This is a genomic window from Pelagibius sp. (assembly GCF_028289705.1).
Lineage (GTDB): Bacteria > Pseudomonadota > Alphaproteobacteria > Kiloniellales > Kiloniellaceae > Pelagibius.
Genome location: NZ_JANQOI010000032.1, coordinates 50,570 through 77,345, shown reverse-complemented (window position 1 = coordinate 77,345; position 26,776 = coordinate 50,570). Strand labels below are relative to the sequence as shown.

The 26,776-nt window shown below is 68.0% G+C and carries 25 protein-coding genes; 9 read left to right on the top strand and 16 right to left on the bottom strand.

Going from position 1 to position 26,776, the window contains the following annotated elements; all coding sequences use genetic code 11:
- The 3 genes from Q0996_RS04140 to Q0996_RS04130 form a co-directional block, all read left to right on the top strand.
- Positions 1-346 (top strand): asparaginase (locus Q0996_RS04140; protein WP_299616287.1); only part of this gene is annotated, 346 nt, incomplete at its 5' end.
- Positions 347-500: 154 nt separating this feature from the next.
- Complete coding sequence (locus tag Q0996_RS04135) at positions 501-1,484, top strand: NADPH:quinone oxidoreductase family protein (RefSeq protein WP_299616284.1); 984 nt, start codon at positions 501-503, stop codon at positions 1,482-1,484.
- Positions 1,485-1,587: 103 nt separating this feature from the next.
- Entirely contained in the window at positions 1,588-2,823 is a 1,236-nt protein-coding gene (locus Q0996_RS04130; RefSeq protein ID WP_299616281.1) for a bifunctional 2-polyprenyl-6-hydroxyphenol methylase/3-demethylubiquinol 3-O-methyltransferase UbiG, read from the top strand.
- 135 nt (positions 2,824-2,958) lie between these two features.
- On the opposite strand, the gene Q0996_RS04125 is transcribed toward Q0996_RS04130, so the two are convergent.
- The 3 genes from Q0996_RS04125 to Q0996_RS04115 all read right to left on the bottom strand — a co-directional run bounded on the left by Q0996_RS04125 (position 2,959) and on the right by Q0996_RS04115 (position 6,782).
- The gene (locus Q0996_RS04125) at positions 2,959-3,171 is read right to left on the bottom strand and encodes a hypothetical protein (protein WP_299616279.1); all 213 of its coding nucleotides are present in this window, start codon (positions 3,169-3,171) and stop codon (positions 2,959-2,961) included.
- Between the two features lie 298 nt (positions 3,172-3,469).
- Positions 3,470-4,504, bottom strand: a complete 1,035-nt coding sequence (locus Q0996_RS04120) for a MerR family transcriptional regulator (protein WP_299616277.1) — start codon at positions 4,502-4,504, stop codon at positions 3,470-3,472.
- 325 nt (positions 4,505-4,829) lie between these two features.
- Complete coding sequence (locus tag Q0996_RS04115) at positions 4,830-6,782, bottom strand: acetoacetate--CoA ligase (protein ID WP_299616274.1); 1,953 nt, start codon at positions 6,780-6,782, stop codon at positions 4,830-4,832.
- 219 nt (positions 6,783-7,001) lie between these two features.
- Between Q0996_RS04115 and Q0996_RS04110 the strand changes: the two genes are divergently transcribed.
- Together Q0996_RS04110 and Q0996_RS04105 are read left to right on the top strand one after the other, a co-directional pair.
- On the top strand, positions 7,002-7,946 hold the full coding sequence (locus tag Q0996_RS04110) for a DMT family transporter (RefSeq protein WP_299616272.1): 945 nt from the start codon (positions 7,002-7,004) through the stop codon (positions 7,944-7,946).
- Positions 7,943-8,881 (top strand): DMT family transporter, encoded by a 939-nt coding sequence (locus tag Q0996_RS04105; protein ID WP_299616270.1) that lies wholly within the window; start codon positions 7,943-7,945, stop codon positions 8,879-8,881. The genes Q0996_RS04110 and Q0996_RS04105 overlap by 4 nt, the downstream gene beginning before the upstream one ends.
- On the opposite strand, the gene Q0996_RS04100 is transcribed toward Q0996_RS04105, so the two are convergent.
- The 11 genes from Q0996_RS04100 to Q0996_RS04050 all read right to left on the bottom strand — a co-directional run bounded on the left by Q0996_RS04100 (position 8,878) and on the right by Q0996_RS04050 (position 21,951).
- Positions 8,878-9,342 carry a DUF3429 domain-containing protein gene (locus Q0996_RS04100; protein WP_299616268.1) on the bottom strand — a complete coding sequence of 155 codons (465 nt, stop codon included), beginning with the start codon at positions 9,340-9,342 and terminating at the stop codon, positions 8,878-8,880. The genes Q0996_RS04105 and Q0996_RS04100 overlap by 4 nt on opposite strands.
- A gap of 142 nt (positions 9,343-9,484) precedes the next feature.
- Entirely contained in the window at positions 9,485-10,726 is a 1,242-nt protein-coding gene (locus tag Q0996_RS04095) for a GNAT family N-acetyltransferase (protein WP_299616266.1), read from the bottom strand.
- A gap of 88 nt (positions 10,727-10,814) precedes the next feature.
- Complete coding sequence (locus Q0996_RS04090; RefSeq protein WP_299616264.1) at positions 10,815-12,788, bottom strand: ATP-binding protein; 1,974 nt, start codon at positions 12,786-12,788, stop codon at positions 10,815-10,817.
- 684 nt (positions 12,789-13,472) lie between these two features.
- Positions 13,473-14,996, bottom strand: coding sequence for a hypothetical protein (locus tag Q0996_RS04085; protein WP_299616262.1), 1,524 nt, complete (start codon positions 14,994-14,996; stop codon positions 13,473-13,475).
- 195 nt (positions 14,997-15,191) lie between these two features.
- Positions 15,192-15,914: an ABC-type transport auxiliary lipoprotein family protein gene (locus Q0996_RS04080; protein WP_299616260.1), complete on the bottom strand. Its 723-nt coding sequence runs from the start codon at positions 15,912-15,914 to the stop codon at positions 15,192-15,194.
- A complete protein-coding gene (locus Q0996_RS04075) occupies positions 15,898-16,929 on the bottom strand; it encodes an MlaD family protein (protein WP_299616258.1) in 1,032 nt (343 codons plus the stop codon). The genes Q0996_RS04080 and Q0996_RS04075 overlap by 17 nt, the downstream gene beginning before the upstream one ends.
- A 7-nt stretch (positions 16,930-16,936) precedes the next feature.
- Complete coding sequence (locus tag Q0996_RS04070) at positions 16,937-17,815, bottom strand: ABC transporter ATP-binding protein (protein ID WP_299616256.1); 879 nt, start codon at positions 17,813-17,815, stop codon at positions 16,937-16,939.
- A 4-nt stretch (positions 17,816-17,819) separates the two neighbouring features.
- Positions 17,820-18,968, bottom strand: a complete 1,149-nt coding sequence (locus tag Q0996_RS04065; protein WP_299616254.1) for an ABC transporter permease — start codon at positions 18,966-18,968, stop codon at positions 17,820-17,822.
- A 155-nt stretch (positions 18,969-19,123) separates the two neighbouring features.
- On the bottom strand, positions 19,124-19,618 hold the full coding sequence (locus Q0996_RS04060; protein ID WP_299616251.1) for an OsmC family protein: 495 nt from the start codon (positions 19,616-19,618) through the stop codon (positions 19,124-19,126).
- Between the two features lie 46 nt (positions 19,619-19,664).
- Complete coding sequence (locus Q0996_RS04055; RefSeq protein ID WP_299616248.1) at positions 19,665-20,993, bottom strand: tetratricopeptide repeat protein; 1,329 nt, start codon at positions 20,991-20,993, stop codon at positions 19,665-19,667.
- 112 nt (positions 20,994-21,105) lie between these two features.
- Entirely contained in the window at positions 21,106-21,951 is an 846-nt protein-coding gene (locus Q0996_RS04050) for an oxaloacetate decarboxylase (protein WP_299616246.1), read from the bottom strand.
- Between the two features lie 175 nt (positions 21,952-22,126).
- On the opposite strand from Q0996_RS04050, the gene Q0996_RS04045 reads away from it, so the two are divergent.
- Together Q0996_RS04045 and Q0996_RS04040 are read left to right on the top strand one after the other, a co-directional pair.
- Positions 22,127-22,633: a DUF427 domain-containing protein gene (locus Q0996_RS04045; RefSeq protein WP_299616244.1), complete on the top strand. Its 507-nt coding sequence runs from the start codon at positions 22,127-22,129 to the stop codon at positions 22,631-22,633.
- 127 nt (positions 22,634-22,760) lie between these two features.
- Entirely contained in the window at positions 22,761-23,990 is a 1,230-nt protein-coding gene (locus Q0996_RS04040; protein WP_299616242.1) for a DUF2235 domain-containing protein, read from the top strand.
- 30 nt (positions 23,991-24,020) lie between these two features.
- Here Q0996_RS04040 and Q0996_RS04035 read toward each other — a convergent pair whose 3' ends face one another.
- A complete protein-coding gene (locus tag Q0996_RS04035; RefSeq protein ID WP_299616240.1) occupies positions 24,021-24,443 on the bottom strand; it encodes an NUDIX hydrolase in 423 nt (140 codons plus the stop codon).
- Positions 24,444-24,529: 86 nt separating this feature from the next.
- Positions 24,530-25,114: a TetR/AcrR family transcriptional regulator gene (locus tag Q0996_RS04030; RefSeq protein WP_299616237.1), complete on the bottom strand. Its 585-nt coding sequence runs from the start codon at positions 25,112-25,114 to the stop codon at positions 24,530-24,532.
- A 156-nt stretch (positions 25,115-25,270) separates the two neighbouring features.
- Here Q0996_RS04030 and Q0996_RS04025 point away from each other — a divergent pair, with 156 nt between their 5' ends.
- Together Q0996_RS04025 and Q0996_RS04020 are read left to right on the top strand one after the other, a co-directional pair.
- Positions 25,271-26,152 (top strand): sterol desaturase family protein, encoded by an 882-nt coding sequence (locus Q0996_RS04025; RefSeq protein WP_299616236.1) that lies wholly within the window; start codon positions 25,271-25,273, stop codon positions 26,150-26,152.
- A gap of 64 nt (positions 26,153-26,216) precedes the next feature.
- The gene (locus Q0996_RS04020; RefSeq protein ID WP_299616234.1) at positions 26,217-26,675 is read left to right on the top strand and encodes a DUF5958 family protein; all 459 of its coding nucleotides are present in this window, start codon (positions 26,217-26,219) and stop codon (positions 26,673-26,675) included.
- Positions 26,676-26,776: the final 101 nt, after the last annotated feature.

The window sequence follows — 26,776 nt, the reverse complement described above, 5'->3', positions numbered from 1 at the left end:
CCGGCGCATCCGCAAGGCCGTCGCGGCGGAGCCCTTCATGGTCGCCGGCACGGGGCGCTTCGACACGCTGGTCATGGAACGCAGCGGCGCCAAGGCGCTGATCAAGACCGGCGCCGAAGGCGTCTATTGCGCCAGCTTTCCCGAGCTCGGCCTCGGCGCCGCCCTCAAGGTGGACGACGGCGCCGGCCGGGCGGCGGAGATCGTCATGGGCCGCCTGCTGCGCCGCTTCGACATCCTCAGCGAAGAAGAGGCGCGGGATCTCGGCTGCGTTCTGGGCGCGCCGGTGCACAACCGCCCGGGCCTGACCGTGGGCGAGGTGCGCCCGGTCAAATCCCTCCCGTTTTGATGTGTTCGCGCTTCGCGCTCACGCGGTTCCAGCCCGCTCCCCCTCCCGGCCATCCAACGAGAGTATCCTATGGGTGGCCGGGAGGGGGAGCGGGCCGGCACCGATAGGCTCTGGAAGAGCCTAAGACCTTCACAACTTCGAGGAACGAGACACCATGCGCGCTGTGGTCTGCCGTGAGTGGGGCGGCCCCGAAACCCTGCGGGTCGAGGAGCTGCCGACGCCGGAGCCCGGGGAAGGGCAGGTGCTGCTGGAGGTGGCGGCGGCCGGCGTCAACTTCGCCGACACGCTGATGATCGCCGGCAAGTATCAGGAGCGGCCGGCCTTTCCCTTTGCACCGGGGCTGGAGGTGGCCGGACGCATCGCGGCCCTGGGCCCCGGCGTGGAGGGGCTGTCCGTCGGCCAGCGGGTGATCGGCCTCACCGACTGGGGCGGCTATGCAGAGGCGGCGCTGGCCCGTGCCGCCGACGTCTTTCCCATCCCGGACGCACTCGGCTGGGCGGAAGCCGCCGGCTTTCCCATCACCTACGGCACCGCCCACTGCGCTTTGCGCTGGCATGGCGACCTGCAGCCCGGCGAGGTCCTGCTGGTGCACGGCGCGGCGGGCGGCGTCGGCCTGGCGGCGGTGGAGATCGGCAAGGCCCTGGGCGCGCGGGTGATCGCTACGGCCGGCGGCGCCGAGAAGCTGGCCATCGCCGAAACCCATGGCGCCGACGATCTGATCGACTACCGCAAGGAAGACATCCGCGAGCGGGTCAAGGCTCTGACCGAGGGGCGCGGCGCCGACGTGGTCTTCGATCCCGTGGGCGGCGACGTCTTCGATGCTTCCCTGCGCGCCATCGCCTGGTCCGGGCGCCTTCTCGTCATCGGCTTTGCCGCCGGGCGCGTGCCGCAGATCCCGGCCAACATCCTGCTGGTCAAGAACGTGGCGGCCATGGGTGTCTACTGGGGCTCATACCGCAAGCACGCCCCGGCGCGGCTGGCCGGGGAGTTCGAAGAACTCTTCGCCTGGTTCGAGGCCGGGCGGCTGAAGCCACACGTTTCACACAAACTGGATCTCTCGGAAGCCGCGGAAGCCATGGCTTTGCTGGTGAACCGCCGGTCCACGGGCAAGGTAGTTCTCACCACCGGCGCGGCGTAGACTCTTCCGCCAGCAGGGGCCCGCGATGCCGCCCAGGCCCGAGACGTCGACTGAACCAGCGATGAACGCCCTTCTATGAACGCCCGCCCATGACCGCCATACCATGACCGACCGCGTTCGCGACCAGTACGAGGCCTATCCCTATCCCTCCCGCGATCCGGCGGACGAGGCCAAGCGCCTGGTGGTCGGTTCGCCCAGCAACCTTATGGAGCTGAACCACTACCTCTTCGCCGGGCGGCGGGACTTCCGCCAGCCCTTCCGGGCCCTGGTGGCCGGCGGCGGCACCGGCGATGCCGCCATCATGCTGGCCCAGCAGTTGGCCGATGCCGGGGGTGCGGGCGAGGTCGTCTACCTCGATCTCTCGGCCTCTTCCCGCGCCATCGCCGAGGCCAGGGCCGCTGCCCGCGGCCTCGCCAACATCCGCTTCGTCACCGGCTCGCTGCTGGCGGCCGAGGGCCTCGACCTCGGGCTCTTCGACTACATCGACTGCTGCGGTGTGCTGCATCACCTGGAGGATCCAACGGCGGGGCTGACGGCTCTCGCCGCGCTCCTGAAAGAGGACGGGGGCATGGGCCTGATGGTCTATGGCACCTATGGCCGCGACGGGGTCTATCCCCTGCAGGCCATGCTCCGCCGCCTGGCGGGCGACCGCTCCCTGGCCCAGCGCATCGCCCTCACGCGGCGGCTCCTAAGCAGCCTGCCGGCCACCAACCTCTTCGCCCGCAACCCGGTGCTGCGCGACCACACCGGCAGCGACGCCGAACTGGTGGACCTGCTGCTGCACAGTCAGGACCGCGCCTATCTGGTGGAGGAGGTGGCGGAACTGGTTGCGGCCTGCGGCCTGCGGCTGGTGACCTTCATCGAACCGGTGCGTTACGACCCGGCAACCTATCTGAAGGACGCCGTCCTGCTGCGCGATCTCTCCGCGCTGACGGGCCTGGAGCGGGCGGCCTTTGCCGAGCAGCTGGCCGGCAACCTGAAGACCCACGTCTTCTATGTCTCCAAACGCCGCCAGGAAGACACGGTGGCCGACCCCTCGAGCCGCGAGGCCATTCCCTGCCTGCGGGTTCTGGAGGGGCCAAAGCTGGCCAAGGCGGTGCAGCGCGACCTGGTTCTGAAGGGCGAGTTCGACGGCATATCCCTGCAGTTTCCCCTGCCGCGCCTGGCTCCGGCGATCCTGCCCTGGATCGACGGCGAAACGCCCCTCGGGAAGATCCAGGAGACCCTGCAGGGCCTCGACTCGCGCCACGACTGGGATCGCTTCCTCGCCCAGTTTCAGCAGCTCTACGCCGTCCTCAACGGCCTCAACCACCTCTTCATCCGCTACCCGCTGCCATAGCGCGCTGGATTTAGATCAGAGGGATATCCTTGGCCCGATGTCTTTCTGGGACCCATAAGGCAGCGCAAACGGAAAGGGCGGCCCCCTGCGGGGCCGCCCCTTGTTTCTCACCTGCGTCGGCTTTGCCGCCGGCGGTCAGCTGGCGCTGTGGTCCAGCCCGATGTCCCGCAGCAGGTGCATGTCGAGGTCGCGGGTGGCATGGGCAAGCCGCTGCGCCCGGCGCTCGGCGATGTAGGCCTCACGCAGCTTGGCGAAGCTCTCGGCGACGGCGGTGACGGCGCTGCCCAGCAGGCCCACGGCCACCTGGCCGTGTACTTGAGGACGGGCTGTGTCGATCACGTTGGCCATGGTCCTGTCTCCTATCTGTCGTGGTGGCCGGGCTGGATCGTCCAGGCCCGAATCACCGGTTGGTCCCAATCTCTTGAAGCGACAGATAGGCTGCTTTGAGCCCCGCGACAAATGCCGGGAGATCAGAAGCTCTATGCAGTCACAGCATAGCTCGAATTCATTTTATCTTAATAAAGTCAATGAGTTGTCGCATTTTGGACAAAACCTGTCCGGTGCGCTCCAAGGCCCCCGAAAAGGGGGTGGGGACCGCCCCGGATGTGCGCTCCCGGAGAGCTCCCGATGAGGCGGTTGCGCGGCATCACGCCGCCGGCGGCCGGTAAGCGATGACCCCCGCCGTGCGCGCGCGCACCGCCGGTGGGGCGAGGCAGGTGGCGACCGCCTCATAGCCCGGGGCGCCGGGGTGGGGATCGACCAGCAGAGGCGGGCTGTGATTGGCCGGACAGAGGATGATGGCCTCATGGGGCCCCACGGAGGGCAGGTCGAGGATCTCGCAGGACCGCGTCATCGCGAACAGCGGCCGTGCCTGCGCACCACGGCGGCGCAGATAGGCCATCAGGGCCTGCTGGGACGACGTATCGAGACCCTGCTCGATCATGTCGATGACCAGGGCATCGGGCCCTTCGGCTTCCAGGCCCGCCAGCAGGGCGAGGAGGGCGTCTGACGGGGTGGCGCCGTCTTCCGTCAGCCAGGCCAGCGCCCGCTCAACCCGCGACGCCAGCGCCGGATCGGCCGCCATCTGTGCATGCGCCGCCGCACCGCCGTTCTCCAACCGGTCCAGGCCCAGGAAGGCCGCGTTGGGGATCGTTTTGGCGAGGCGCCGCGCCAGCTTCGTCTTGCCGCTGAAGAGGGGGCCGACGATGTAGGTCAGCGCCCGGAGATCGCGCAGTTCGAAGCGCTCCCCGCCCCAGGGCCAGGGCAGATCGAAGGCGACCACCGGTTCCTTCGCCGGCGCGGTGAGGCGCCACAGGTCGTCGACGGAGGGTGGGTGGCCGCCGGCAAGGTCCTGGCGCAGGCTGCGCACGCGCTCGACGGCGCCGGAGATCTGACGCAGTTGGCCTTCGAGGGCCGACTGGTGGTCCGCGAGCGCCTGTTCCAGGCCCTGCGGATCCCGGTCCAGCACCCGCGCCACCTGGGCCAGGCTGAACCCGAGGCCGCGCAGGGCCGCGATCTCGGCGGCGCGGCTCAGATCCTCGGGACCATAGGCGCGCCAGCCGGCAGCGGTGCGGGCCGGCGCGATGAGCCCGCGTTCTTCGTAGATCCGTAAGGCCTTGACCGAGACACCGAGCCTCTTGGCGGCCGCGGACGCGGTGAGGAAGTTTGTTGGAGCGGTCATCGGGAGCCTCGCTGTCTCTGATCCCGCCTTCCTTGTAGAGGCACCCGCAGGGGACGGGTCAACAGGCTTTCGCGCTATCACTCTCTCCAACTTCGAAGTCGGGCGCATTGCCCTCAAGGCGATCCAAAAGCGATGGCGACACGTCCCCCTCACCCTCCCGTTCACACGGGCCCCTCCCTCTCCCACGCTGGGGAGAGGGAAACCAAATCGCGGCACAGAGAGAATCCCTCTCCCCAGCGTGGGAGAGGGTTGCGCAGGCTTGGCGAGATCGTAGATCGAGCCTAGCCGGAGCTGGGTGAGGGGGGCGGCGCGCTTCGCTGCCAGCCTAACTCCGCAACTCAGCGAGGCCGCTGTAGAGCTCCAGGGCTTCGGGGTTGGCCAGGGCCTCCTTGTTCTTCACGGCGCGGCCGTGGACCACGTCGCGCACCGCAAGCTCGACGATCTTGCCGCTTTTGGTGCGCGGGATGTCGCTCACCTGGATCACCTTGGCCGGCACGTGGCGCGGGGTGCAGCCGTTGCGGATCTGGGTCTTGATCCGCCCGATCAGGCCCTCATCCAGGGTGCGCCCCGGGCGCAGCTTGACGAAGAGCACCACGCGCACGTCGCCCTGCCAGTCCTGGCCGATGACGATGGACTCCTCCACCGCTTCCAGCTTCTCGACCTGGCGGTAGATCTCCGCGGTGCCGATGCGCACCCCGCCGGGGTTGAGGGTGGCATCGGAGCGGCCGTAGACGATGATCCCCTCGTGCTCGGTCAGCTCGACGAAGTCGCCGTGATGCCAGATGTTGGGATAGGTCTCGAAATAGGCGGCGCGGTAGCGCGCGCCCTCGGGATCGTTCCAGAAGCCGATGGGCATGCAGGGGAAGGGTTTCACACAGACCAGCTCGCCCTTCTCCCCGCGCAGTGGCCGGCCCTGGTCGTCGAAGACTTCGACGGCCATGCCGAGGGCCCGGCGCTGGATCTCGCCGCGCCAGACCGGGCCGATGGGATTGCCGCCGAGGAAGCAGGAGATGATGTCGGTGCCCCCGGCGATGGACGACAGACAGACGTCCTTCTTGATGTGATCGTAAACGTAGTCGAAGCCCTCTGGCACCAGCGGCGAGCCGGTGGAGGTCACCAGCCGGAGGGCGCTGAGATCGTGGTTCGCCTGGGGGTCGAGCCCGGCCTTGCCGAGCGCATCGATGTACTTCGCCGAGGTGCCGAAGAGGCTCGCCTTCTCTGCCTCGGCGAAGTCGAAGAGGATGTTGCCGTCGGGGGCGAAGGGCGAGCCGTCGTAGAGCAGCAGGGTGGCCTCGGAAGCCAGCGCCGTCACCAGCCAGTTCCACATCATCCAGCCGCAAGTGGTGAAGTAGAACACCCGGTCGTCGCGGCGCACGTCGCAGAGCAGGCGGTGCTCCTTCACGTGCTGAAGCAGGGTGCCGCCGATGCCGTGGACGATGCACTTCGGCTTTCCGGTCGTGCCGCTGGAGAACATGATGTAGAGCGGCGCATTGAAGGGCTGGCGGGCGAAGTCGATCTCGCCGGCTGCGTAGGGCGCGAGGAAGTCGGCCAGGCCCACCGCCCGCTCGATCGACGACACATCCGGCGCGGCTTCGACGTAGGGCGCCACGACGATCTTGGTCAGTGTCGGCAGGGCGGCGGTGAATTCGGCGATGCGCGGGCGCGAGTCGATGGTTTTGCCGTTGTAGTAGTAGCCGTCGGCACAGAACAGCACCTTGGGCTCGATCTGGCCGAAGCGGTCCAGCACCCCCTGGACGCCGAAGTCCGGCGAGCAGGAGGACCAGACGGCGCCCAGGGAGGTGGTGGCCAGCATGGCGACCACCGTCTCCGGCATGTTGGGCAGGAAGCCGGCGACCAGGTCGCCAGGGCCCACGCCCTCCGCCGCCAGGGCCTGGGCGGTGCGGGAGACCAGATCGTAGAGGTCACCGTGGGAGAGGCGGCGCTTCACCTTGTCCTCGCCCCAAAACACGATGGCATCGCCCGCGTCGCGGCGGCGCAGCAGGTTTTCGGCGTAGTTGATCCGCGCTTCTGGGAAGAAGGCGGCGCCGGGCATCTTATCGCCGTCCACCAGGACCGGCGCTATCTCGCCCCCGGCGATCACCCCGCAGAAGCGCCAGACCGCTGTCCAGAAGGCTTCGATCTCGCCGATCGACCAGTCGTAGAGCGCGTCGTAGCCGCTGAGCGCGAGGCCGTGGTCCCGATTGACCTGATCGATGAAGGCGGTGAGCTGGGCGGCGGCAATCCTCTCCGGCGAGGGTTGCCAAAGCGGCTCGGTCATAGGTACGGCTCCCTGTCGTCGTTCCTGGCAAGGTTCGGCCCTGCGCAGTCTTTCCCGTGGTTTCGCGCAGTATGGCGAAGCCCCCGCCGGTGATCCAGGGGCGATCCAGGGGCGATCCCGCCGCAAACCCCGCTTCGGGGCCAGCGATCCGGCCGCGCATAGCTGCCCTGCGCCTCTGCGGGTGGTCGCAGCTGCCCGCAGGCCTTAGGATGGTTGAGAATGCCTCCATCACTGTCTCTCCTCGCGCGCGGAAAGAGCCTGCCCGCGCCGCTGCAAGGCGCGCTTCTGATGACCGCGGCCGCGCTGATGTTCGCGGTCATGAACGCGACCATCAAGCTGGCGGCGGAGGAGGGGCTGCATCCCTTTCAGATCGCCTTCTTCCGTAACGCCTTCGCCCTTGCCTTCGTTCTGCCCTGGCTGCTGCGCATGGGATGGGGCCTGCTGCACACCGAGCGCCTCAAGGTGCACCTCTGGCGCGCGGGCATCGGCCTGGTGGCCATGCTTTGCTGGTTCACCGCCGTGGTGAACATGCCCATGGCCGAGGCCGTGGCCCTCAACTTCACCATTCCGCTGTTCGCCACCGCCGGTGCGGCCGTGTTTTTGGGAGAAGTCGTGCGGGCCCGGCGCTGGACCGCCACGGCGGTGGGTTTCATCGGCGTGCTGATCATCCTGCGGCCGGGCTTCGTCGAGTTCACCCTGGTGACCAGCCTGCCGATCATCTCCGCCGGCTTCATGGCGGTCTCGGTGCTGATCATCAAGTCCCTGTCGCGCACCGAAGAGCCCATGACGGTGGTGCTCTACATGAACCTGCTGCTGACGCCGCTGTCTTTGGTCCCGGCGCTCTTCGTCTGGGAGATGCCCAGCCTGCGCGCGCTGCTGCTGATGGCGCTGGTCGGGGCCTGCGCCGTGGTCGCCCATATCGCCTTCACCCGGGCCTTCGTCAAGGCCGATGCCTCGGCGGTCATGCCCTTTGACTACGCCCGGCTGCCCTTCGTCGCGGCCATCGGCTTCGTGATGTTCGGCGAGATGCCCGATCTCTGGACCTGGGTCGGCGCAGCGGTGATCGCGGCCTCGGCGGTCTACATCGCCCACCGCGAAAGCCAGGTGGCGCAGGAACGTCCGACCCACCGCCCCGGCAGCGAAGCGGTGAAGGCCAAGACGTGAACGGCGCGCCCGCGCCGCAGGGGCTCGCGGCCGCCTGGGCGCGGCTTTCCCCCAACCACCGCGGCGCCCTCTGGATGATCGCCGCCAGCGCGGGCTTCACGGTCAACTCGGCCTTCGTGAAGACCCTCAGCGCCGAGGGATTGGACGCCTTTCAGATCTCCTTCGCCCGGGCGCTGTTCTCCCTCGCTGCCCTGTTGCCCTTTTGCTACCGCACCGGGATCGGGGTGCTGCGCTCCAAGGCGCCGGCGCTGCAGGTGGTCCGCTCGGTCAGCGCCGGCCTGGCGATGGTCTCGGGCTTCTATGCCGTGGGGGCGCTGCCGCTGGCCGAATACACCGCGCTCACCTTCACCCTGCCCATGTTCGCGGTCCTGCTGGCGGTGCTGCTCCTGCGCGAGCAGGTGCGCTGGCGGCGCTGGCTGGCCACCTTCGTCGGCTTCCTCGGCGTGCTGATCATGGTGCGGCCCGGGGCCGCCGCCTTCGATCCGGCCGCCCTGGTGGCGCTGGCCTCGGTCCTCGGCATCGCCATCGCCGTGGCCCTGGTGAAACTGCTGCCGGCCGGCGAAAGCCACGTCACCATGCTGACGTACTTCTGCCTCGCCTCGCTCGCCATGACGGCGGGTCCGGCGCTGCTCTACTGGCAGGCGCCGAGCGCCTTCCAATGGCTGCTGCTGGCTGCGGTGGGGTTTCTCGGGGTCGGCTCCCAGGCCATGATCATCCGCGCCTACCGCAGCGGCGAGGTCAGCTTCGTCGCGCCCTTCGACTATCTGAAACTGATCCTGGCCGGCCTCATCGGCTTTCTGGTCTTCGCCGAGATCCCCGACCTCTGGACCGTCGCCGGTGCCCTGGTCATCGTCGGCGCCACCTTCTACATCGCCCGCCGCGAAGCCGCCCAGCAGAAGGCGGCCGCCCGCCCGCCGGCCGCACCGCTCCCCTAAACCTGGACGAAGAGCGCGCCCAGGGAGTTGGCCAGGGTGACGATCACGATCAGGGTAAGCGGCTTGCGCAGGGTGCGGTACCAGGCCGGCGCCCGGCCGGCGGCGATGCTGCGCAGGTCGCCGAAGAAGACCCCGGCGAAGCCGAGGATCATCACCAGGAGGCCGAGGACCGGGTGCAGCAACAGCGCGCCCCAGCCGACCAGGGCCGGGACCACGGACCAGCCGAGCCGGGTGTAGGTCATCGCCTTGTCGCCCCCGGCCATGGCGAGCCCCCAATGGACGGCCCCCAGGAACGAGAGGATGACGGCGCCATAGGCCAGCTGGATGTTGACCGCGTCGAGCTTCGCCGGAAAGCCGGCGAACCAGACCCCGAAGGCCGTGGCGAGGAAGGGGATCAGGCCCGCCAGGCCCAGATAGAGGGCCGGCTTCGGGACGTCCGACAGTCTGGGATTGTCCGCCATGGCTTATGACCGCCCTGCTTGCTGACCAGACGGCACTATGGTCTGACCCCAGGCTGCGGGCAATCCTCGTCCCGCCCGCCACCGAGGGTCCGGACCCAGGCGAAATGCTTCGAGCGGAACACCGAAGAAATCGGAGTCAGGTTCACGCCCTGGCGCCTCCGGCGCTGTCCAACGGTCGCTTTTCCAGCGTCAGCCAGATCGCCGGGCCGCCTTCCCAGTCCTCTTCCAGGTTGCCCTCGACGATCCGGTAGCCGCGCCTCATGTACCAGCGCAGACCCCTGTCGTTGACCGAGAGAACGTTCAGGGTGACCGTTCCCTCGATAGCGGCCTCCGCTGCCGCAAGCAGGGCATCGCCCAGGCCGCGGCCTTGCGCCTCGGGCTGCACGAAGAGGTACTTCACGTGGCCACCGCCTTCGGTTTGGTCCTGGAGGAACTCGACGAAGCCCAGCACCTGGCCGCCGGCCTCGGCGACAATGCGGTGCCGTCCGGCCTGCGAGAGCGGGCTGCGGTCGCCGAGCAGGGCTGCGGCATGGGGAACCCGCGGGGCATAGGCACTGGTGGATGCGGCGGCGCCGACAATCGCACCGCAGGCGGCATCGTCCCCGACGTCTCCTTCGCGCAGCGTCATGGCCGGCGCCGAGTGGAGGGCCGCTGCTGGGCCCGCGCCCGCGTTCTCGTAGCGGCCCCCGCGCAACAGCGGTACGGCGGCGCTGCAGTCCTCGGCGGCGGCCCAGTCCAGGTCCTCGCCAAACCCCTTCTCGGTCAGTTCCCTACCGGAGGCCGAGCCTCTCAGGCTCCCGGCCAAGTCGTCGCGCAGCGCCGCGTAGGCTGCCGCGGCGGCCCGGGCCCCGGCCGTCCTTTGGCCCCGCAGCCGCGTGATGAGGGCGCCGGCGCCGAGCAGGTCTTCCAGCGCCGGCCGCAGGCCTCCGTCGGACCACCGCTCCCCGGCGGCGATGACGGCGATCCTGCAGGAACCCCTGGCTTCGGCTGCGGCCTGTAGCGCGGCGGCCACGGCGGTGGCATTGCGCAGGCAGGCGGCGTAGGTGGGTTTGTCGCCCACCAGCGTGGAAAGCGTCGAGCCGTTGGGCGACGGCAGGACCAGTTTGGCGCCGCTTTCAAAATCCGCCAGTGAAGCGGGCGAGAGGCTCCGGCCCCGGCGGCTGCGGTCGCGTGGTTCGGCAAGCTGCGCGCGCTTCTCGGCTGCGAAGGCGGGCGCCGTCTGGTCATGGTGGGGATAGGGCAGAACGACCGCCCCCTGCGAGACGGCAACATCGACGGCGGTCGTAAACGACAGGACATCGACGATGGCGATCAGGCCGCTGTCCGTCAGCAGCGCGCGCAGGCCCTGCGCTCCCCAAGCGAAATCTATGGCGATCTTTGGCATCGGCGGGGAGGGTGCTCCGGTCGCTGCCGGAAGGCAATGACTGCCTGGAGCAAGAGGCGGCTTCTGGCGGATTGAAACCTTGGGGGGCTTATTCGGCACCCGGCGGCGCGCCCGCGGCCTTGTCCTGTTCGCGCGGTGCGTCGTGCATGGCCAGATCGCCCGGCAGCACGATGGTCACGCGGGTGCCCTTGCCCGGCTCGCTGACCACGTCCATCTGCCCGCCGTGCAGGTCGACCAGGGCCTTGGTCAGCGGCAGGCCGAGCCCGGCCCCCTGATAGTTGGCGCTGTGGGCGGGGGACAGCCGGCGAAAGGGTTCCAGGACGGTGGGGATGTCCTCCGGGCTCATGCCAATGCCGGTGTCGGAAATCTCGATGACATAGGGGCCGCGCGGCGCCCCCCGAAAGTCGAGGGTGACCGAACCACCGGAGGGGGTGAACTTGATGGCGTTGGACAGCAGGTTCAAGACGATCTGCCGCATCTTCGTGGCATCGGCGCGCAGCGGCGGCCAGCTCTCCGCGTTGCCGGTGACGGTGAGGGTCACCTCTGCACGTTCGGCCTGGTTGCGCACAAGCTGGCAGCAGAGACTGACGACCGCCGCCATGTCCACAGCACCCTCGGCCAGCTTCAGCTCCCCCGCCTCGATGATCGAGAGGTCGAGTAGGTCGTTGATCAGGTTCAGGAGGTGTTCGCCGCTCTGGTGGATGTGCGTGACGTAGTCCTGGTAGCGCTTGTTTCCCAGCGGCCCGAAGGCCTCATGGCCCAGCAACTCGGAGAAGCCGATGACGGCGTTCAGCGGGGTGCGCAGCTCGTGGCTCATGTTGGCGAGGAACTCTGTCTTTGCGCGGCTCGCCTCCATGGCCGAGTCGCGCGCCCGGCGCAGTTCCTGCGTCGTCTCCTCGATCTTCTGATGCTGTTGGCCCAGTTGGTCGTAGGCCCGCTGCACCTCGCGCGACTGAACTTTCAGCTCTTCCTGGGCCGCCAGCAGGTCCGCCTCGCGCTGCTTCAGTTCGGTGATGTCGACGTGGACCGTTGCGGTGTGGCCGCCGCCGGTCTCGCGGGCGATGGACTTCAGCCAGCGGCCGTTGGAGAGCTGCTCGATCTGCGGCTCGCGCCCGTCCCGGCCGAGGGCGACTTGCCGCTCGATCCAGCGCTCGATCGGCTCTTCGCCGTTTGCCACCGAAACCGGCGGCGCGCAGTGCCGCAGCAGATCCCGGCGTTTGGCACCGCGGTAGAGCTGCGCCTTGGACAGGGAGAGGATGCGCCGGTAGTTCTCGTTCCACAGCAGCAGGCCGTCGTCCTCGTCGAACAGGGCAAAGGCTTCCGAGGTGTCGGAGATTTCCAGCCATTCGCTCCGTTCCTCACGCATCCTGCGGACGAGGACAGCGTTGCGGTGGCGCGCGCGGATCGCCTCCATGAAGGACCGGTGGACGATGCTGGTGGAGATCAGCATGGCCAGGGTCATCACCAGCGCGAAGCAGGCCAGGATGATGTGGTTGCGGTCGCCGATCCAGGCGAAATAGGCGGCCCAGGGCAGGATCGCGGTGACGATGAAGGCCGCTGCGGCCGAGGGGATGGCCCCCAGCGTGGTCGACGCGCCGGCCGCCATGGCGGCGACCATGATCATCAGCAGCAGGCGCTGGTCGGCGTCGATCAGGGGAAAGAAGGCGACGCTGGACCCCCAGATCAGCCCCGCCAGGCCGGCCCAGAGGGTTGCCTTGCGCAGGGTTCCGCGTCGTACGGGCCGCGGCTCCCGCTGGGTTCCCTCGGCGGCGAGGGAGCGCCAATGAAGCCAGCGCTGCAGGCGCAGCAGGGAGAAGCCCCAGATCAGACCGGCCCAGAGCAGCAGGCCGGCTATGGGGACAGCGCCCCAGAGCATGACGACGGCGATGAGAGAGATGACGAGGCTGACGGCCGCGTTGACCGGCGTGTACTGCGCAAAGCCCTCGAGCTGCCGCCGGCGCAGTTGCCCTTCGTCGATGTTCAGGCGATCCGGCAGCGTCGCTCCCTGGCCCTCTTGGCGGACCCGGACCGGCGGTGGGTCTGAAGCATCACGCAGCGGCATGCAAAGGCTCTAAAGAAAAGAGTCAGAGATATGAAATAGCCCGACAAAGGTTCTAACCCCGACCCAGCATAGCGGAAGTCAGGTTCCAATCGTAGAATGATTTTCGATTACTCGCCGATCGGTTGTGTATATCTCACTCTCAAGCGACTTTCCCTCTACTTCGCCCTGAATTCCTCGGCTCCCGGATCGACTTCGGGCTTCATCCGGACAAGAGCTTTCGAAGACCGAAGAGGCCGTGACCGGGGGGCGATGTGCGATTGGGAAGGAGGCTTTCGGCCACTGCTGTCCGGTTAGGTTTTTTTGATTGTCGGACAGTGTTGTGTTGCAAGGCGTTAGAGCCAAGGCAGTGGTTGCAGGACGCGAAATCGGACGCGCCGTGGCGGACGGCCTACAGCGGATGCGGTGTCACCCCCACCCCAACCCTCCCCCATCGAAGGGGGAGGGGGAAGTTGTTGAAGCAGCTGAGAAAATCTCCTCCCCCCTTGACGGGGGGAGGTTGGGAGGGGGGTGAGGAACACGCTCGATGACCGCCTGTTTGCGCGCCGGCACGCTTAACCGAACAGCCGTGCCTTGCGGCCGGGAGAGCCGGCCTGAAAGACAGGGGGTAGTGGGGAGAGTGGGTGTCGGGGGCCGCGGCAGCCGGTGATCCGGTCGCCTGCGAAGGCGGCCCCTGACCGGCAAGCGTCAGCCGGAGGCGGCGGCATCCATGGGGGGATCTTCCGCCGTGGCGCTTTCTGTCGCCGCAGCCGCGTCGTCGTCGGCGGGTGCGGATTTCAGCCCCGCCTTGCGCTTGGCGTCGGAGCGTTCCAGCTCGCGGGCCAGGTCCCCGACCCTGCGGATGATTTCCTTCACCGACGGCGCCTCGCTGCTGGGCTCGCCGACGATCACGGAGTCCGGCTGACCCTCAGCCTCCGCCGGGGCTGCCGGCGGTTCCGCGGTCTCGCTCTCGGCCGAGGCCGCCACCTCCGCCGCTTCGGACTCTTCGGAGGTTTCCTCCGCGACGGCCTCTGCGGTCTGCTCAGGCTCTGCCGGCTCCGCCGCCGTTTCAGCGGCGGGCTCTTCGATGGCCGGTTCCTCAGTCGCGGCCGGCTCGGCGTCCGCTGCTTCAGGTGCTTCCGGCGCCTCGGCGGTCCCCTCCGCCGGAGCTTCCTCCATGGCCTCTGGCGCCTCTGCCGTCTCGGCGACTTCGGCCACTTCCGCCGGCGCCTCGGCCTCCGCGCCAGCCTCGGGCGTCGGGTCCTCAACCTCGGGCGCCTCAGCGCTCACCTCGGGAGTTTTCGGCTCCGGAGCAGCGGTTTCGGCAGGATGTTCCGGAGAGGGATCGACGGACGCCGGATCGGCCTCTGCAGCCTCCGAAACGGGCGCTTCATCTTCAATCGCCGCGGCCTCGGGCTCTGCGGCGTCAATCTCTGCGGTCTCAGGCTCTGCAATCTCAGGCTCTGCAATCTCAGGCTCTGCGGGCTCAGGCTCAGTGGCCTCAGGCTCGGTGGCCTCAACCTCCGGGGCCTCCATATCGGCAGCCTCCATTTCCGGGGCCTCCATCTCCGGGGCTTCGATCTCGGTGGCCTCTGTCTCGGGAGCCGCCGTCTCAACCACCTCGGCTTCCGGCGCTGCCGGCTCGGCGCTCTCGGGTTTGGCCGCGACGGCCTCGCCGGCAACCTCGGAAACACCTTCGGCCGCGTCCGCGTCGCTCGCCTCCGGCTCCGCGATCGCGGCCTCCTCGGCGCTGTCTTCCGGCGCCGCCAGTTCAGGTTCGGCCATTTCGGGTTCGGCCGTGTCCGGCTCGGACATCTCGGGCTCGGCGACCTCGGGTTCTGCCATTTCAGGCTCTGGCATTGCGGGCTCGGGTTCCACCGCCTCGGGTTCGGCGGGGGCCTCCTCGGGCGCGGTGCTGCTTTCGGCGCTGCCGCCGCCGAGCATCGCGGTCACCCGTGACTCCAGCGACTGCAGGGTCTGTGTGAAAGTCTTCTCTTCTATAGACAGCAGCAGGGTGTGGAGCAGGCTCCGCAGTTCTTCGTTCTCCTGGGTCACCCGCTGGTTTTCGCCGTTGCGCGCCTCAATCTCCGAACGGGCGGCGCCAAGCTGGACCTCGATGGTCTCCAGCAGACCGACCAGGCGATCGCTGTAGTGCTTCTGTTCCTCGTCAATCAGGCCGAAGCGCTGCTCGGCCTCTTCCACGCGGCGGCGCAGATCGCTGATTTCGGTCATTGGCGGAGATTCCCTTAACTGCTGACCGCCGCAGTATGGTGGGGAAAGGTTTGTTTTTTCCTAATTGCAAGCTTTCGTTTACCACGGCCGTTAACGGCCCGACGGTGACGTTCCGACTACACAACGGTCAGCGGTCCGATGGCCGGCAAGCGGTCTTTTCGAGACGGTTCGTTGAGGGATTCGCTGCTGTGGCGATCAGCTGCTCGGCTTCAGGCGGGGCCGTCCGCGGTTGGCCGCCACATCGCCCTCGATCAGGGTCCATTCCACGATCTTGCGCAGCACCTTGCCGAGGGCTTCGTCGAAGGCGGCGATGATGGCGGAGAGCTGATCGGCCTCGGCGGTCACGGTGTATTGAAAGGACTCCGAGGCGACGATGGAACGCCGGGGCATCTGAACCAGCTTGGCGTTCACGCTGACCCAGGCTTCCGGACTCTCGCCGTTGAAGTAGACCGCCTGGAACTCCCGCAGCTCGGTCTTAAGAATGAAATCCGCGCGCAGACCCACCGACTCCCGGCCGATGGAGACGATCTTGCCGGAGTTCTCGAAGGACTCGATCATCAGGGTCTGGACCATGGTCGGGGCCCGGTCCGCCCATCCGGAGCGGGCATAGTACTCCAACTGGGTCGGGGTGCGTTGCAATGCGATGCGCGTGGTGTTGAGGCCCGCATTGGCCACCGGCGGCTCCAGGATCAGCTGCCACTTGGCTTCGGGCAGGTCGCCGCGGAAGGAGCTCTTGGGGGTCAGGCGGAAGAGTTCCGGCGGCGGCCCCTGGCCGGGAACCGTCAGCCCGCAGCCGGGCGCCAGGGCGACGGCGGGCAGCGCGGCGACGGCGCGCAGAAAGCGGCGGCGCCCGGCCGCCGGCGGGCGTCCGGTCTCCTCGGTGGGGCAAGCCGTCAGGGTGTTATTGCTGTGCTTCATAGCCTTGCTGTTGGTCTCCGAAGATAAAGCGGGCGGGGTCTCTCTGAACCTCCGTGGTGACCCGGTTGAGCACCACGATCAGGTCGCGGGCCTCGGTCAGCAGGTTGGTCAGTTCATAGAGACCGGAATTGGCGAAGTCGCGGATCGGCTCGCGGTTCTCGGCGATCAGCGCCTCCAACTGGGCCGAGGCGCCGGTGAGGTTTTCCGCGGTTTCCTGCAGGCTGGCGATCAGCGTGCGGGCGTCCCCGCTGGTCAGGGTGACCTCCCGATCGATGGTGCCGGCCATGGACTCGAAGGTCGTCAGGGTCGAATCGGCCCGGTCGGTCAGGCGCTGGACATTGCCCTCCAGCGAGGCCGCCATGACTTCCAGGCTGCCGGTGGCCTCGCGCAGGTTCTCCATGGTCAGGGCGGCATCGGCGATCAGCGCATCGATGTTGTCGCTGTTCTTGGCGAAAGCGCCGGTCACCGTCGTCAGATTGGCGATCAACTCCTCGATGTTCTTCAGGTTATGGTCGCTGAGCAGGGCCTGGGCACGCCGCAGCAGCAGGTTCACGTTCTCCAGCACCTCCGGCGCGCCCTCCAGCACTTCCTCGAAGGAAGAGGTGCCGGGCGGGATTTCGGCAAATCTGCGGCCCTCCGGCGGCTCCAGCTCATCGGCCTCGGGCGATCCGCCGCTCAGCAGCACGTAGCGCCCGCCGGTCAGGCCTTCCAGTTCCAGGGTCGCCTCGCTGTCGGCGCGCACCGGCGTGCGCTTTTCGACCTCGATACGCACGCGGATTGCCGTCGGGCGGTCGGGGTCCAGATCGACGCCGATCACCTCGCCGACCCGCACGCCCTGGTAGCGCACGGCGCTACCCTCCTTGACCCCGGTGACCGCGCTTTCGAAGACGATGTCGTAGCGCGCGAACTCCTGTTCGAACTGGAACTTGGCGAGCCAGAGCACGAAGCCGAGCAGCCCGAAGGCGAGCAGCAGCACGAAGGAGCCGACCATGATGTAGTTGGCGCGTGTCTCCATGAAGCCCCTAGTCCCCAGTTTCCGGTCTCATCGGCGCAGTCCCGGCGCCGCCTGTTCCGGTATTCTTCGTTGTCTCCTGCCCGGCGCTGCCGGCCGCGGCCCGCCCCCGCGGCCCCCCGAAATAGTCCTGAATCCAGGGGTCCGGCTCGCCCATGAGCTCGCTTATTGTGCCCACCTTAACACGCTTGTTCACCAGCACGGAAACCCGGTCGCAGATGGCGTAGAGGGAATCGAGGTCGTGGGTGACCATGACCACCGTCAGCCCCAGGGCGCGGCGCAGGTCGCCGATCAGGATGTCGAAGTTGGCGGCGCCGATGGGGTCGAGGCCCGCCGTCGGTTCGTCGAGGAACAGGATGTCCGCGTCCAGGGCCAGCGCCCGGGCGAGCCCGGCGCGCTTGCGCATGCCCCCGGAAAGCTCGGCCGGATACTTGTGGGCGGCATCGGGCGGCAGCCCGACCATGGAGACCTTCACGTCGATCAGCTCCCGCCGCAGCTCCGGCGGCAGGTTGCTGTGTTCCATCATCGGCACTTCGATGTTCTGCGCCACCGTCAGCGAGGAGAACAGCGCGCCGTCCTGGAACAGCACGCCCCAGCGCGCCCGCATCGCCTTGGTCTCTGCCTGGCTGAGGGTGGTCAGGTCGCGCCCGAAGACCGCGATGCGGCCGGCGGCGGGTTTGATGAGGCCGATGATGGTGCGGACCAGCACCGACTTGCCGGTGCCAGAGCCGCCGACCACGCCCATGATCTCGCCGCCCTGGACGCTGAAATCCAGATTGTCGTGGATCACCGAGGTGCCGAACTGGGTGCGCAGGCCGGTGATCGTCAGCACCGGCGGCGCCCCGGAGGGATGGGGGGCCTGGGCCCCGTTGCCTTCGCTGACCGCCATCGCCCTAGAACCCGATCACCGAGAAGAAGATCGACAGCAGGGCATCGAGCACGATGACCAGGAAGATCGATTCGACCACCGCCCGGGTGGTCTGCTTGCCCACGGATTCGGCGCTGCGGGTGACCTGCAGGCCCTCGTAGCAGCCGATCATGCCGATGATGAAGGCGAAGAAGGGGGCCTTGATGATGCCGACCGCCAGGGTCGACACCGTCACCGCGTCGTTGAGTTGGCGGGCGAACTGGAAGAAGGAGATGTCGAGCACGACGGTCGCCATCACCGCCCCGCCCAGGAGCCCCATGATGTCGGCGTAGAAGGTCAAGAGCGGCAGGACGAGAACCAGGGCGATGACCCGCGGCATCACCAGCACCTCCATGGGGTCCAGCCCCAGGGTGCGCATGGCGTCGATTTCCTCGTTCACCTTCATGGTGCCGATCTGGGCGGTGAAGGCGCTGCCGGAACGGCCGGCCAGGATGATGGCGGTGAGCAGGATGCCCATCTCCCGCAGCACCCCCACGGCCACCAGGTTGACGGTGAAGATCTGGGCGCCGAACTGGGCCAACTGGTCGGCGCCCTGATAGGCCAGGACGACGCCCACCAGGAAGGAGATCAGCCCGACGATGGGCATGGAGTTGAGGCCGGTCTGCTCCATCTGGTTGATCAGCGCCTTGAAGCGGATGCGCCAGGGCATGGTCAGGGAGCGGGCCAGGACGATCATGGTGAGGCCGAGGAAGGAAATGAGGTCCTGGGACTCTTGGGAGATCCGCGCCGTCTCCCGCCCCACCCGCAGGGCCACCGCCGCCAGAGGGTTTTCGGCTTTCGGCGCCGGCGGGCACTCGACATGGCGGGCGGCGACGGTCTTCATCAAGGTCTCCACCGCCGCGGAATGGCCGACCAGGGACACGGTGAGGCCACGGCGCTGCAGATCGTCGAGGGTGCGGTCCAGAACCCAGGCGCCGGCGCTGTCCACGGCGCTGCAGTCCGAGAGGTCCACCGCCACCTCGCCAGCCCCCTGGAGATCCAGGTTGCGCAGGGCGGCGTCGTGGTGTGCCAGTTCGTGGGTGGTCCAGGCCCCGACGAAACGCAGGGTCATGCGCGCGCCCTCACGCGAAACCTCCAGGGAAGAGGCCGCCAGCAGCTCTTCTGCAGCACTCACTTTGGGGCGCTCACTCTGCAGCCCTCACCGTCGTGAACCCAACACCAGCCGGCCCGCCCCGCCGATTTCGTGGTTGGCGGCCGTCAGCGGCCCATTTTCCTAAGCCACCCTTGTAATCATAGCTATTTTGGCGGCGCTGTCTTGCTCCTCCGCCTTCAGGGGACCGATGCCGGGTCGGGTTGGCAGGTTACGACGGCCTCGTGGCGGACCGGGAAATTGACGGAATTGGCGATGAAACAGGTCTTGTGCGCGTCTTCGTGCAGCGCCTCGGCCCGCGCCAGATCGGTCCCCGGGGCAAGGACAACCCTGGGCCGCAGCATGACCTCGGTGAAGCGCCCGCCACGGCCCTCCTGCAGCATGGTGCCGCTGGCCTCGTCCTCATAGCCCACGACCACAAGCCCCTCGAGGGAGGCCAGGGCGAGGTAGGAGAGCATGTGGCAGGACGAAAGGGCCACCACCAGCATGTCCTCCGGGTTGTGAAGTTTGGGGTCGCCGCCGAACGCCGGGTCCGAAGAGGCTACTATTGCGGGTTTTCCCTCGAACTCGACGCGATACTCCCGGTTGTAGCTGTGATAGCTCTCGGTGCCGCCCTGGGCGGCGCCGGTCCAGGTCACCGTCGCCCGGTAGTGATGTTCCTTTCCGCGGGGCATGGGATCTCCTTTTGCGGGGGCTGGTCGCAGGCGTTAGTGCGCCGGTTCACGGCAGGGCTGCGGCGGCCTCGGTCATGCGGCGGTTCCAGGGGTTGCCGGGGCGCTGCAGCGCGCGTTCCGACAACAGCGCCAGTGCGAGGGCCTTCTCCTCGGCTTTCATGGCGGCGTCGATCAGCAGTTGCTCGAAGAGGTCACGCTGTGCCCGGCTGCCGCCGAGCATGAAGAGGGCCGCGCGGTGGGGCATCAGGGCGGCGATGGCATCGGCGAAGCGGCCCTGGCGATGGGCCACGGCGGCGCGGGCCAGTGGCAGACCGGCGGCGCGGGCGGCGGCCTCCTCGCTGCCCCGGCCCTCGGCGAAGTCTTCCAGGCCCGCCAGCGCTGCGTCGATGGCGGCGCCGTCGTCCCCGGCGGCCAGGGCCATGATGTAGTGCATGTCGCCGAAGATCATTCGATGGTTCGTGCTGAGCTCGATGCACTTCTCGCTGAGCTCGCCCCAGCGGCCGCCGACGTCGATGCCCCGCTGCTCCAGGCGCCACAGCAGGGCGACGGCGTTGATGACGTCGAGGAACTCGTCCGACTGATCGGCCCGCACCTTCTCGTCGTAGTCGCGCAGCACGCCGTCGGTGTCGCCCAGCTCCAGGCGGAAGAGACAGCGGTGCCAGTGGGCGTGATAGGTGAAGTTGTGGCACCCGTCCCAGTGCTGCTCCAGCCCGCCGATCCAGGCGATGCCCTCCTCCGGCCGGTCCTGCATCTCCATGACATGGGCTACGGCATGGGCGGCCCAGATGTTGGCCGGGTTGCGCTCGATCGCCGCCCGTCCGGCGCTTTCTGCCGCCGCGTAGTCGCCGCATTCCTCCAGGGCGAAGGCCTTCATTCCCAGGACATAGGTGTAACCGGGCACTGTGTCGTTCCAGGCGTAGAGCGCCCGGGCGATGGAGTTGCGCATCCCGGGCGCGTCGCCGAGATAGAAGTGCAGATACTCGGCCATGCGCAGGGCGACGATGTCGTGCGGATGGTCGATCGCGATGCCTGCCCAGACCGCCGCGGCGGCCTGCAGGTCGCCTTCCAGCCAGAGCTCCAGGCCGTCCAGGTGGCGGGCCTCCCGGCCGGTGATGCCGCGTTCGGCGGCGGCGGCGCGGGCATCGGCCAGCGTCTTGGCGGCCCGGGGCACCAGGGCCTGCTTGCTGAACAGCAGCAGGAAACAGCCCTTGAGGCAGAGCGCCATGGGCATGGTCGGATCGAGCGCAAAGGTCTCCTTCAGGCGGTCGCCGGTCTGGCGCTCGTAGGCCATGAAGGCCTCGACCGTGGCATCGAAGGCATCCATCGCCGCGGCACTGGCGGCGGTCTGGGACAGGCCCCTGAGATCACTGTGCATCGCTGTCGGCGGTCTCCCGCTCCCCGCGGTGGCGCGGCGGCGACACGATAGCGGTTTCATCTGACCTTGCCAAAGCCCGAAATGGCCGCACGGAGCCGGCGGGCGGCGGGGGTCACCCGTCCCGCGGGCTGCGCCCTTCGGTCATGAAGGCGTTGGCCTCGGCGTGGGGCAGAGCCTCGCCCGCAAAGCCGAAGGTGCCCTGATCCCTGACCTCCTTGGCGGCCCGCACCAAGGCGCCGAGGGCCGTGCGGGCAAAGCCGCCGCCGACGCTGATGCGCTTGACGCCGGCAGCCTCCAGGTCCGCGACCGTGATGGCGGGCCCCTTCAGGCCCATCACCACGTTCACCGGCTTGTCGACGGCTTCGCAGACGCGGCGGATGGCCGCGAGGTCCGGCAGACCCGGGGCGTAGACAACATCCGCCCCCAGCTCGGCAAAGGCCTGCAGGCGCCGGATGGTGTCATCCAGGTCGCGCCGGCCGTGCAGGAAGTTCTCGGCCCGCGCGGTCAACAGGAACGGCAGGTCCCGCGCCGCCCCGCGGGCGGCGGCGACCCGCTCGACCGCGTGGCTGAGCTCGTAGATCGGTGCGTCCGGGTCACCGCTGGCGTCCTCGATGGATCCGCCCACCAGGCCGATCGCTGCGGCCAGGCGAATGGTCTCGGCGCAGTCTTCCGGTACGTTGCCATAGCCGTTTTCCAGGTCGGCGGTGACCGGCAGGGGCGTGGCCTCGACGATCTCCCGCGCGTTTTCGAGGACCGCCGCGCGGCTCCGCTCCGGCGCGCCGTCGGGGTAGCCCGCCGCGAAGGCCAGACCCGCGCTGGTAGTGGCCAGCGCTTCGAAGCCGAGGGCGGCCAGGATCTTCGCCGTACCGGCGTTCCAGGGGTTGGGGATCACGAAAGCGCCGGGGCGCTGGTGCAGGGACTGAAAGCGTTCGAACTTTTCGATCTGAGTGGGGCTCATGGCGGGTATCCGGGAGGTTCGGCAAGACGGCAGAGCCCAACTTCCGGACCCTGGCAAGACTGCGACGGTTCAACACTATGGCATTTGTTCACGCCGTTGCTTCGGGAGTCCTCGAAGTTTGGTTGTTGGGTCATGCCGGGCTTTTCCTCAGGGACGGGCGTCCTAGATCTATCGCATGTTCGATCCACCGCCCAAGTCCCGTGTGGTGCCCGGCCCGGGCCAAGAGTCGGTCTGGGACTATCCGCGCCCGCCGCGCCTCGAGCCCACCGCCCGGCACCTCAAGGTGATCTTCGCCGGTCGCTACATCGCCGAGACGCAGCGCGGCCTGCGCATTCTGGAAACCAGCCATCCGCCCAGCTACTACATTCCCCCGGAGGACGTGGATCGCGCCCTTCTGGCGCCGGCGCCGGGGCGCACGGTTTGCGAATTCAAGGGCCAGGCTCGCTATTGGATGATCCGCGTCGGCGCGCGGCTCAGCGAGGCGGCGGCCTGGAGCTATTCCGCCCCCTGGTCCCCTTACGAAGCCCTGAAGGACCACCTTTGCTTCTACGCCGGGCGGGTCGACGCCTGCTTCGTCGACGGCGAACGGGTCGTCCCCCAGGACGGGGACTTCTACGGCGGCTGGCGGACGGCCGAAGTTGTCGGCCCCTTCAAAGGCGGACCCGGCACCAGGGGGTGGTAAGCGGTCCCCGGACGCTAGCCCCATCGTTTGGTGCACTACCTCTATTGTTTGCATGAATGCGTCTACCTGATCGTCCGTGCCTGCACTAGACTCCGGAGGCACAACTCTGCGCAGAGGGGAAGGGGAAATGTCGGAGTCCACCGCTGCTGCCCAGACGTCACCGCCACTGAAGCCGCCTCACAAGAAGCTGGTGATCTGTCTCGACGGGACCTGGAACGAGCCCGAGGAAGCTTCGGAGAAGGCCAAGTTCAAGGAGGAGCCGACCAACGTCCTGAAAGTGGTTCGGGGCGTCAAGCCGCGCGATGCCGAGGGTGTGGTCCAGGTTGCCTACTACCACACCGGCGTCGGGACGGATGCCGGGCTCTACGACAAGTGGATCGGCGGCGCCCTGGGCGTCGGCCTGTCGACGGACGTGCAGGAAGCCTACCGCTTCGTCGCCAACAACTACCTGCCGGGCGACCGCCTCTACATCTTCGGCTTCAGCCGGGGCGCCTTCGCGGCCCGCTCCCTCGCCGGCTTCATCGGTGCCATCGGCCTGCTGGACAAGAAGCGTCTGGCCTGGCTGCCTGAGGCCTACAAGCTCTACCGGACGCCGCCGGACAAGCGTGCGGACTCGCCCTACAAGAAGACTCTCGAGGGGCTTGGGATCGAGTTTGCGGCGGACCTTCCCATTCACTTCATCGGCGTCTGGGACACGGTCGGCGCCCTGGGGTCGCCGACGCCGCTGCTCAACCGGCTTTCCAGGCGCTGGGTCGGCTTTCACGACACTGAACTCGGCAAGACCGTCAAACACGCTTACCATGCGATTGCCGTCGACGAGCGCCGGCGCCCCTTCAAGGCCGACCTCTGGACCGCGAAGGGGCATGCGAAGCAGGTTGTCGAACAGGTTTGGTTCGCGGGCGTGCACTCCAACATCGGCGGCAGCTACAGAAACCGCGTCCTGTCGGACATCGCGCTGCAATGGATGGTCCAGCGCGCCGAGGAATGCGGGCTGGAGTTCAAACAGCATCTGCTGGACTTGAGACCGGAACCCGTTGCGGCAGGCCGTGTCGAGAACTCCTTCACCTTAGCCTACAAGGTCCTGCGGTTTCTCAGTGTCCCGCCCTACGACCGGGAGATCGGCGACAAGCAGGTCGGCGAGGAGAAAGAGACGCCGGGGGTGAACGAGCGGGTTCACTGGTCGGCGCGGCAAGCGCTCGATGAGGGCCACCCCATCGATCATCGGGACAAGCCCGGCGGTCCTTATGACTCAGAGAATCTCAAGCGCGCCGTCAAAGACAACCTCCCCGAATGGGAGAAGGGCCAAAGCGGGCGCGTCTGGGACTACGAAAACGAGGACCAAGAACCGACGGACTGACCCGCGGCTGCCGCTTGTGGCGTTTCGCCGTTAGCGGAACCTCTTGCCGAAGCGGGCGATCAGGGTTTTGAGTTCGGGCTCGTCCACCGCGGCGGCTGCCGCCTTAACATCCATCCACTTGCGCTTGCGCTGCGCCTTTTCCGGCCAGTGGCGTTTTGCCCGTGTGACCGCCATGGGGTAGACCCAGACCCGGCAGAGGCCGCCGCCCTTCAATTCCGTCTTCTGATAGTCGTAGGTGCCGATGCTGCGCTTTGCCAGCTCGCCCTCCAGGCCGGCTTCCTCGAAGGCTTCCAAGGCCGCGGACTCGCGCACCGAGAGCCCGTCCACGAGATTGCCCTTGGGCAGCACCCAGCGGTGGGTCTCCAGCGAGGTGACCAGCGCGATCTTCGGGCCTCGCTTGCCCTTGCGATAGGCCAGGACGGCGCATTGCTTCCTGAAGGTCTTGCTCGCCATCCGTCCCGATCCTCTACTGTCCGTCCGCCCCCCAGCACGGCGAAACCTAACCGAAGGCACCGGCGGGGAGTCCAGCGAAATGCGGATCAATCGCCCAGGGTTGCCGCCAGGCGCAGCGCGGCACGTCGGGAGCGGGCGAAGAGGTCGTCGACCGCGCCCAGCGGCGTGAGGGAGTCGGCGGAGAAGGCCATGCCGGCGATGGCGCTGGCCACTTCGGCCACCGCGGCGCGCCGCGCCTTGGGATAGGCCTTGCGCAGTTCCGCGGCGATGATCGCCTCGAAGGCGTCGTACCAGTCGCGCAGCAGCTTGCGCAGCGCCGGCCTGCCGGCGGCGGCATTGATGAGCGCGGCACCCACCTGCAGCTCCTGTGCGGAGCTGGCATGGTGGACGGTGAAGAGCGCGGCGATCAGCTTTTCCAGGCGCCGCGCCTTCGGCAGCATCGCCTGAAGCTCGGCCATCTCCTCCAGGCTGTGGCGGCAGAAGCGCCCGGCCAGGGCCATGACCATCTCCTCGCGGTTGCCCAGGTGATGGCGCAGCAGGCCGCGGGCCAGGCCCGCCTCGTCGGCGACCTGCTGCAGGGAGGCCCCCTCCACGCCGTCGCGCGCCACACAGCGGGCGAAAGCGGCCAGAATCTCCTCACGTCTTTCCGCGGTTACCCGGGGCCGGGCCATGGGCGTCTCCCTGGTCGATTGCCGGCGTTAATTGATTGTCAAACTTGACAACCAATAGATCATCCCCAATTGATTGTCAGGTTAGATAATTAATGGTTGCCTGCCAAGATCGGCCGGGCAAGCCATCGATCCGCAAGTACCCAAGGGGATGCAAACGTGCTGGACCAGATGGAACACCTGATGGCGCAGATGGACACCCTGTCGCTGCTGGTGGGGGTCGCGCTGCTCAGCGTCGAGACCCTTTGGGACCTGATCCGCTGGCATCGGCCGGGCCAGCGCCTGCTGGAGAGCCTGGCCAGCCTCTCGACCCAGATACCCTATGTGGCCGGAGAACTGCTGTTCACCACCGCCGCCGTGTTCGTCTACTTCACGGTCTACGAGTTGGTGACGCCGGTCACCATCCCGGTCACCCTCGGCACGGTCATCCTGGCGCTGATCGTCGCCGACTTCGTCTACTACTGGGAGCACCGTGTGGCCCACGAGGTGCGCCTGCTCTGGGTCTCCCACGCCGTGCACCACTCCGCTCGGGAGATGAACACCGCCGTCGCCTTCCGATTCGGGATCTTCGAGAGCCCCTGGGCGGCCCTGGTGCACCTGCCATTGGTGCTCATCGGCTTCCATCCCCTGGTGGTCTTTGCCGGCCAGGTGGCGGTGCTGGCCTATCAGACCTGGATCCACACCGAGCTGATCGGCAGGCTGGGGCCGCTGGAGCGCATATTCAACACGCCGTCGAACCACCGGGTGCACCACGGCTGCGATGCCAAGTATCTCGACAAGAACTACGGCGGCATCCTGATCGTCTGGGACCGCATCTTCGGCACCTACCAGGCCGAGGAGGAGCGGCCGCGCTACGGCCTCGCCCGCGACTTCGACTCGGTCAATCCGCTGAAGGTCTGGTTCTCGGAGTTTCCCGCCCTGTTCCGCGATCTGGCCGCCGCACGCTCCCTGTCCGAGGGTTTCGGCTATCTCTTCCGCCGTCCGGGTTGGCGGCCACCCGCAGCACGCCGAGGTCTGAGCGAGGCCCCAAGACGGTCATAAGACATCGGGGTTGCGCCGCAGTAGCATCGCGCCGTCGAGGCAAGACAGCGGCGGCGCGGGCGGATTGGACATCAGGACCGAAATCTACCTGAACCAGCTGGCACAGGGCATCGTGCCGATGGACAAGGGCGCCTGGTGGTTCCGTCACCAGGACGACGACCACCAGACCGATGCGCTGCGCGCCCTGGCGAGCTTTGCCACGCTGGCCGGCGCCACCGGCCTGATCGCCGAGGCGGCGCTTGCGCGCTCCGGGCTTCGTCTGACGTCTGCGCCCGCCGTGCTGCTGGGCAAGGCGGCGAAGATGAACCCCCTGGGCAGCGGCGGCGTGGCTGTCGCGCTGGCCAAGATCATCGCCTTGCCGCCCGACGAACGCCCGACGTCGTTCACCCTGCTGGTCACCCTGTTGATGGAGGCGGACGAGCGGCGTCGCCGGCGCTGCGCGCGCCGGGGCTGCCGCCACTGGTGGCACCGCGATCTCTCCGACCCCGCGGTCGTCGACAGGATCGTCGCCGAGCGCGGTTAGGGCCTGTTGAGGTTCATTTCGCCGTCGTGGCGGGAGCAGATATTCGCCAGGGCTAGGAGCGGGCGGCGCCGTGGGGTGGATCCCCCACAAGGCGTCCGTGA

What these genes read in the sequence shown, in the direction of transcription:
- Q0996_RS04135 (WP_299616284.1), top strand. Translation starts at nt 501, where the DNA reads ATGCGCGCTGTGGTCTGCCGTGAGTGGGGCGGCCCCGAAACCCTGCGG.
- Q0996_RS04130 (WP_299616281.1), top strand. Translation starts at nt 1,588, where the DNA reads ATGACCGACCGCGTTCGCGACCAGTACGAGGCCTATCCCTATCCCTCC.
- Q0996_RS04125 (WP_299616279.1), bottom strand. Translation starts at nt 3,171, where the DNA reads ATGGCCAACGTGATCGACACAGCCCGTCCTCAAGTACACGGCCAGGTG.
- Q0996_RS04120 (WP_299616277.1), bottom strand. Translation starts at nt 4,504, where the DNA reads ATGACCGCTCCAACAAACTTCCTCACCGCGTCCGCGGCCGCCAAGAGG.
- Q0996_RS04115 (WP_299616274.1), bottom strand. Translation starts at nt 6,782, where the DNA reads ATGACCGAGCCGCTTTGGCAACCCTCGCCGGAGAGGATTGCCGCCGCC.
- Q0996_RS04110 (WP_299616272.1), top strand. Translation starts at nt 7,002, where the DNA reads ATGCCTCCATCACTGTCTCTCCTCGCGCGCGGAAAGAGCCTGCCCGCG.
- Q0996_RS04100 (WP_299616268.1), bottom strand. Translation starts at nt 9,342, where the DNA reads ATGGCGGACAATCCCAGACTGTCGGACGTCCCGAAGCCGGCCCTCTAT.
- Q0996_RS04095 (WP_299616266.1), bottom strand. Translation starts at nt 10,726, where the DNA reads ATGCCAAAGATCGCCATAGATTTCGCTTGGGGAGCGCAGGGCCTGCGC.
- Q0996_RS04090 (WP_299616264.1), bottom strand. Translation starts at nt 12,788, where the DNA reads ATGCCGCTGCGTGATGCTTCAGACCCACCGCCGGTCCGGGTCCGCCAA.
- Q0996_RS04085 (WP_299616262.1), bottom strand. Translation starts at nt 14,996, where the DNA reads ATGACCGAAATCAGCGATCTGCGCCGCCGCGTGGAAGAGGCCGAGCAG.
- Q0996_RS04080 (WP_299616260.1), bottom strand. Translation starts at nt 15,914, where the DNA reads ATGAAGCACAGCAATAACACCCTGACGGCTTGCCCCACCGAGGAGACC.
- Q0996_RS04075 (WP_299616258.1), bottom strand. Translation starts at nt 16,929, where the DNA reads ATGGAGACACGCGCCAACTACATCATGGTCGGCTCCTTCGTGCTGCTG.
- Q0996_RS04070 (WP_299616256.1), bottom strand. Translation starts at nt 17,815, where the DNA reads ATGGCGGTCAGCGAAGGCAACGGGGCCCAGGCCCCCCATCCCTCCGGG.
- Q0996_RS04060 (WP_299616251.1), bottom strand. Translation starts at nt 19,618, where the DNA reads ATGCCCCGCGGAAAGGAACATCACTACCGGGCGACGGTGACCTGGACC.
- Q0996_RS04055 (WP_299616248.1), bottom strand. Translation starts at nt 20,993, where the DNA reads ATGCACAGTGATCTCAGGGGCCTGTCCCAGACCGCCGCCAGTGCCGCG.
- Q0996_RS04050 (WP_299616246.1), bottom strand. Translation starts at nt 21,951, where the DNA reads ATGAGCCCCACTCAGATCGAAAAGTTCGAACGCTTTCAGTCCCTGCAC.
- Q0996_RS04045 (WP_299616244.1), top strand. Translation starts at nt 22,127, where the DNA reads ATGTTCGATCCACCGCCCAAGTCCCGTGTGGTGCCCGGCCCGGGCCAA.
- Q0996_RS04040 (WP_299616242.1), top strand. Translation starts at nt 22,761, where the DNA reads ATGTCGGAGTCCACCGCTGCTGCCCAGACGTCACCGCCACTGAAGCCG.
- Q0996_RS04035 (WP_299616240.1), bottom strand. Translation starts at nt 24,443, where the DNA reads ATGGCGAGCAAGACCTTCAGGAAGCAATGCGCCGTCCTGGCCTATCGC.
- Q0996_RS04030 (WP_299616237.1), bottom strand. Translation starts at nt 25,114, where the DNA reads ATGGCCCGGCCCCGGGTAACCGCGGAAAGACGTGAGGAGATTCTGGCC.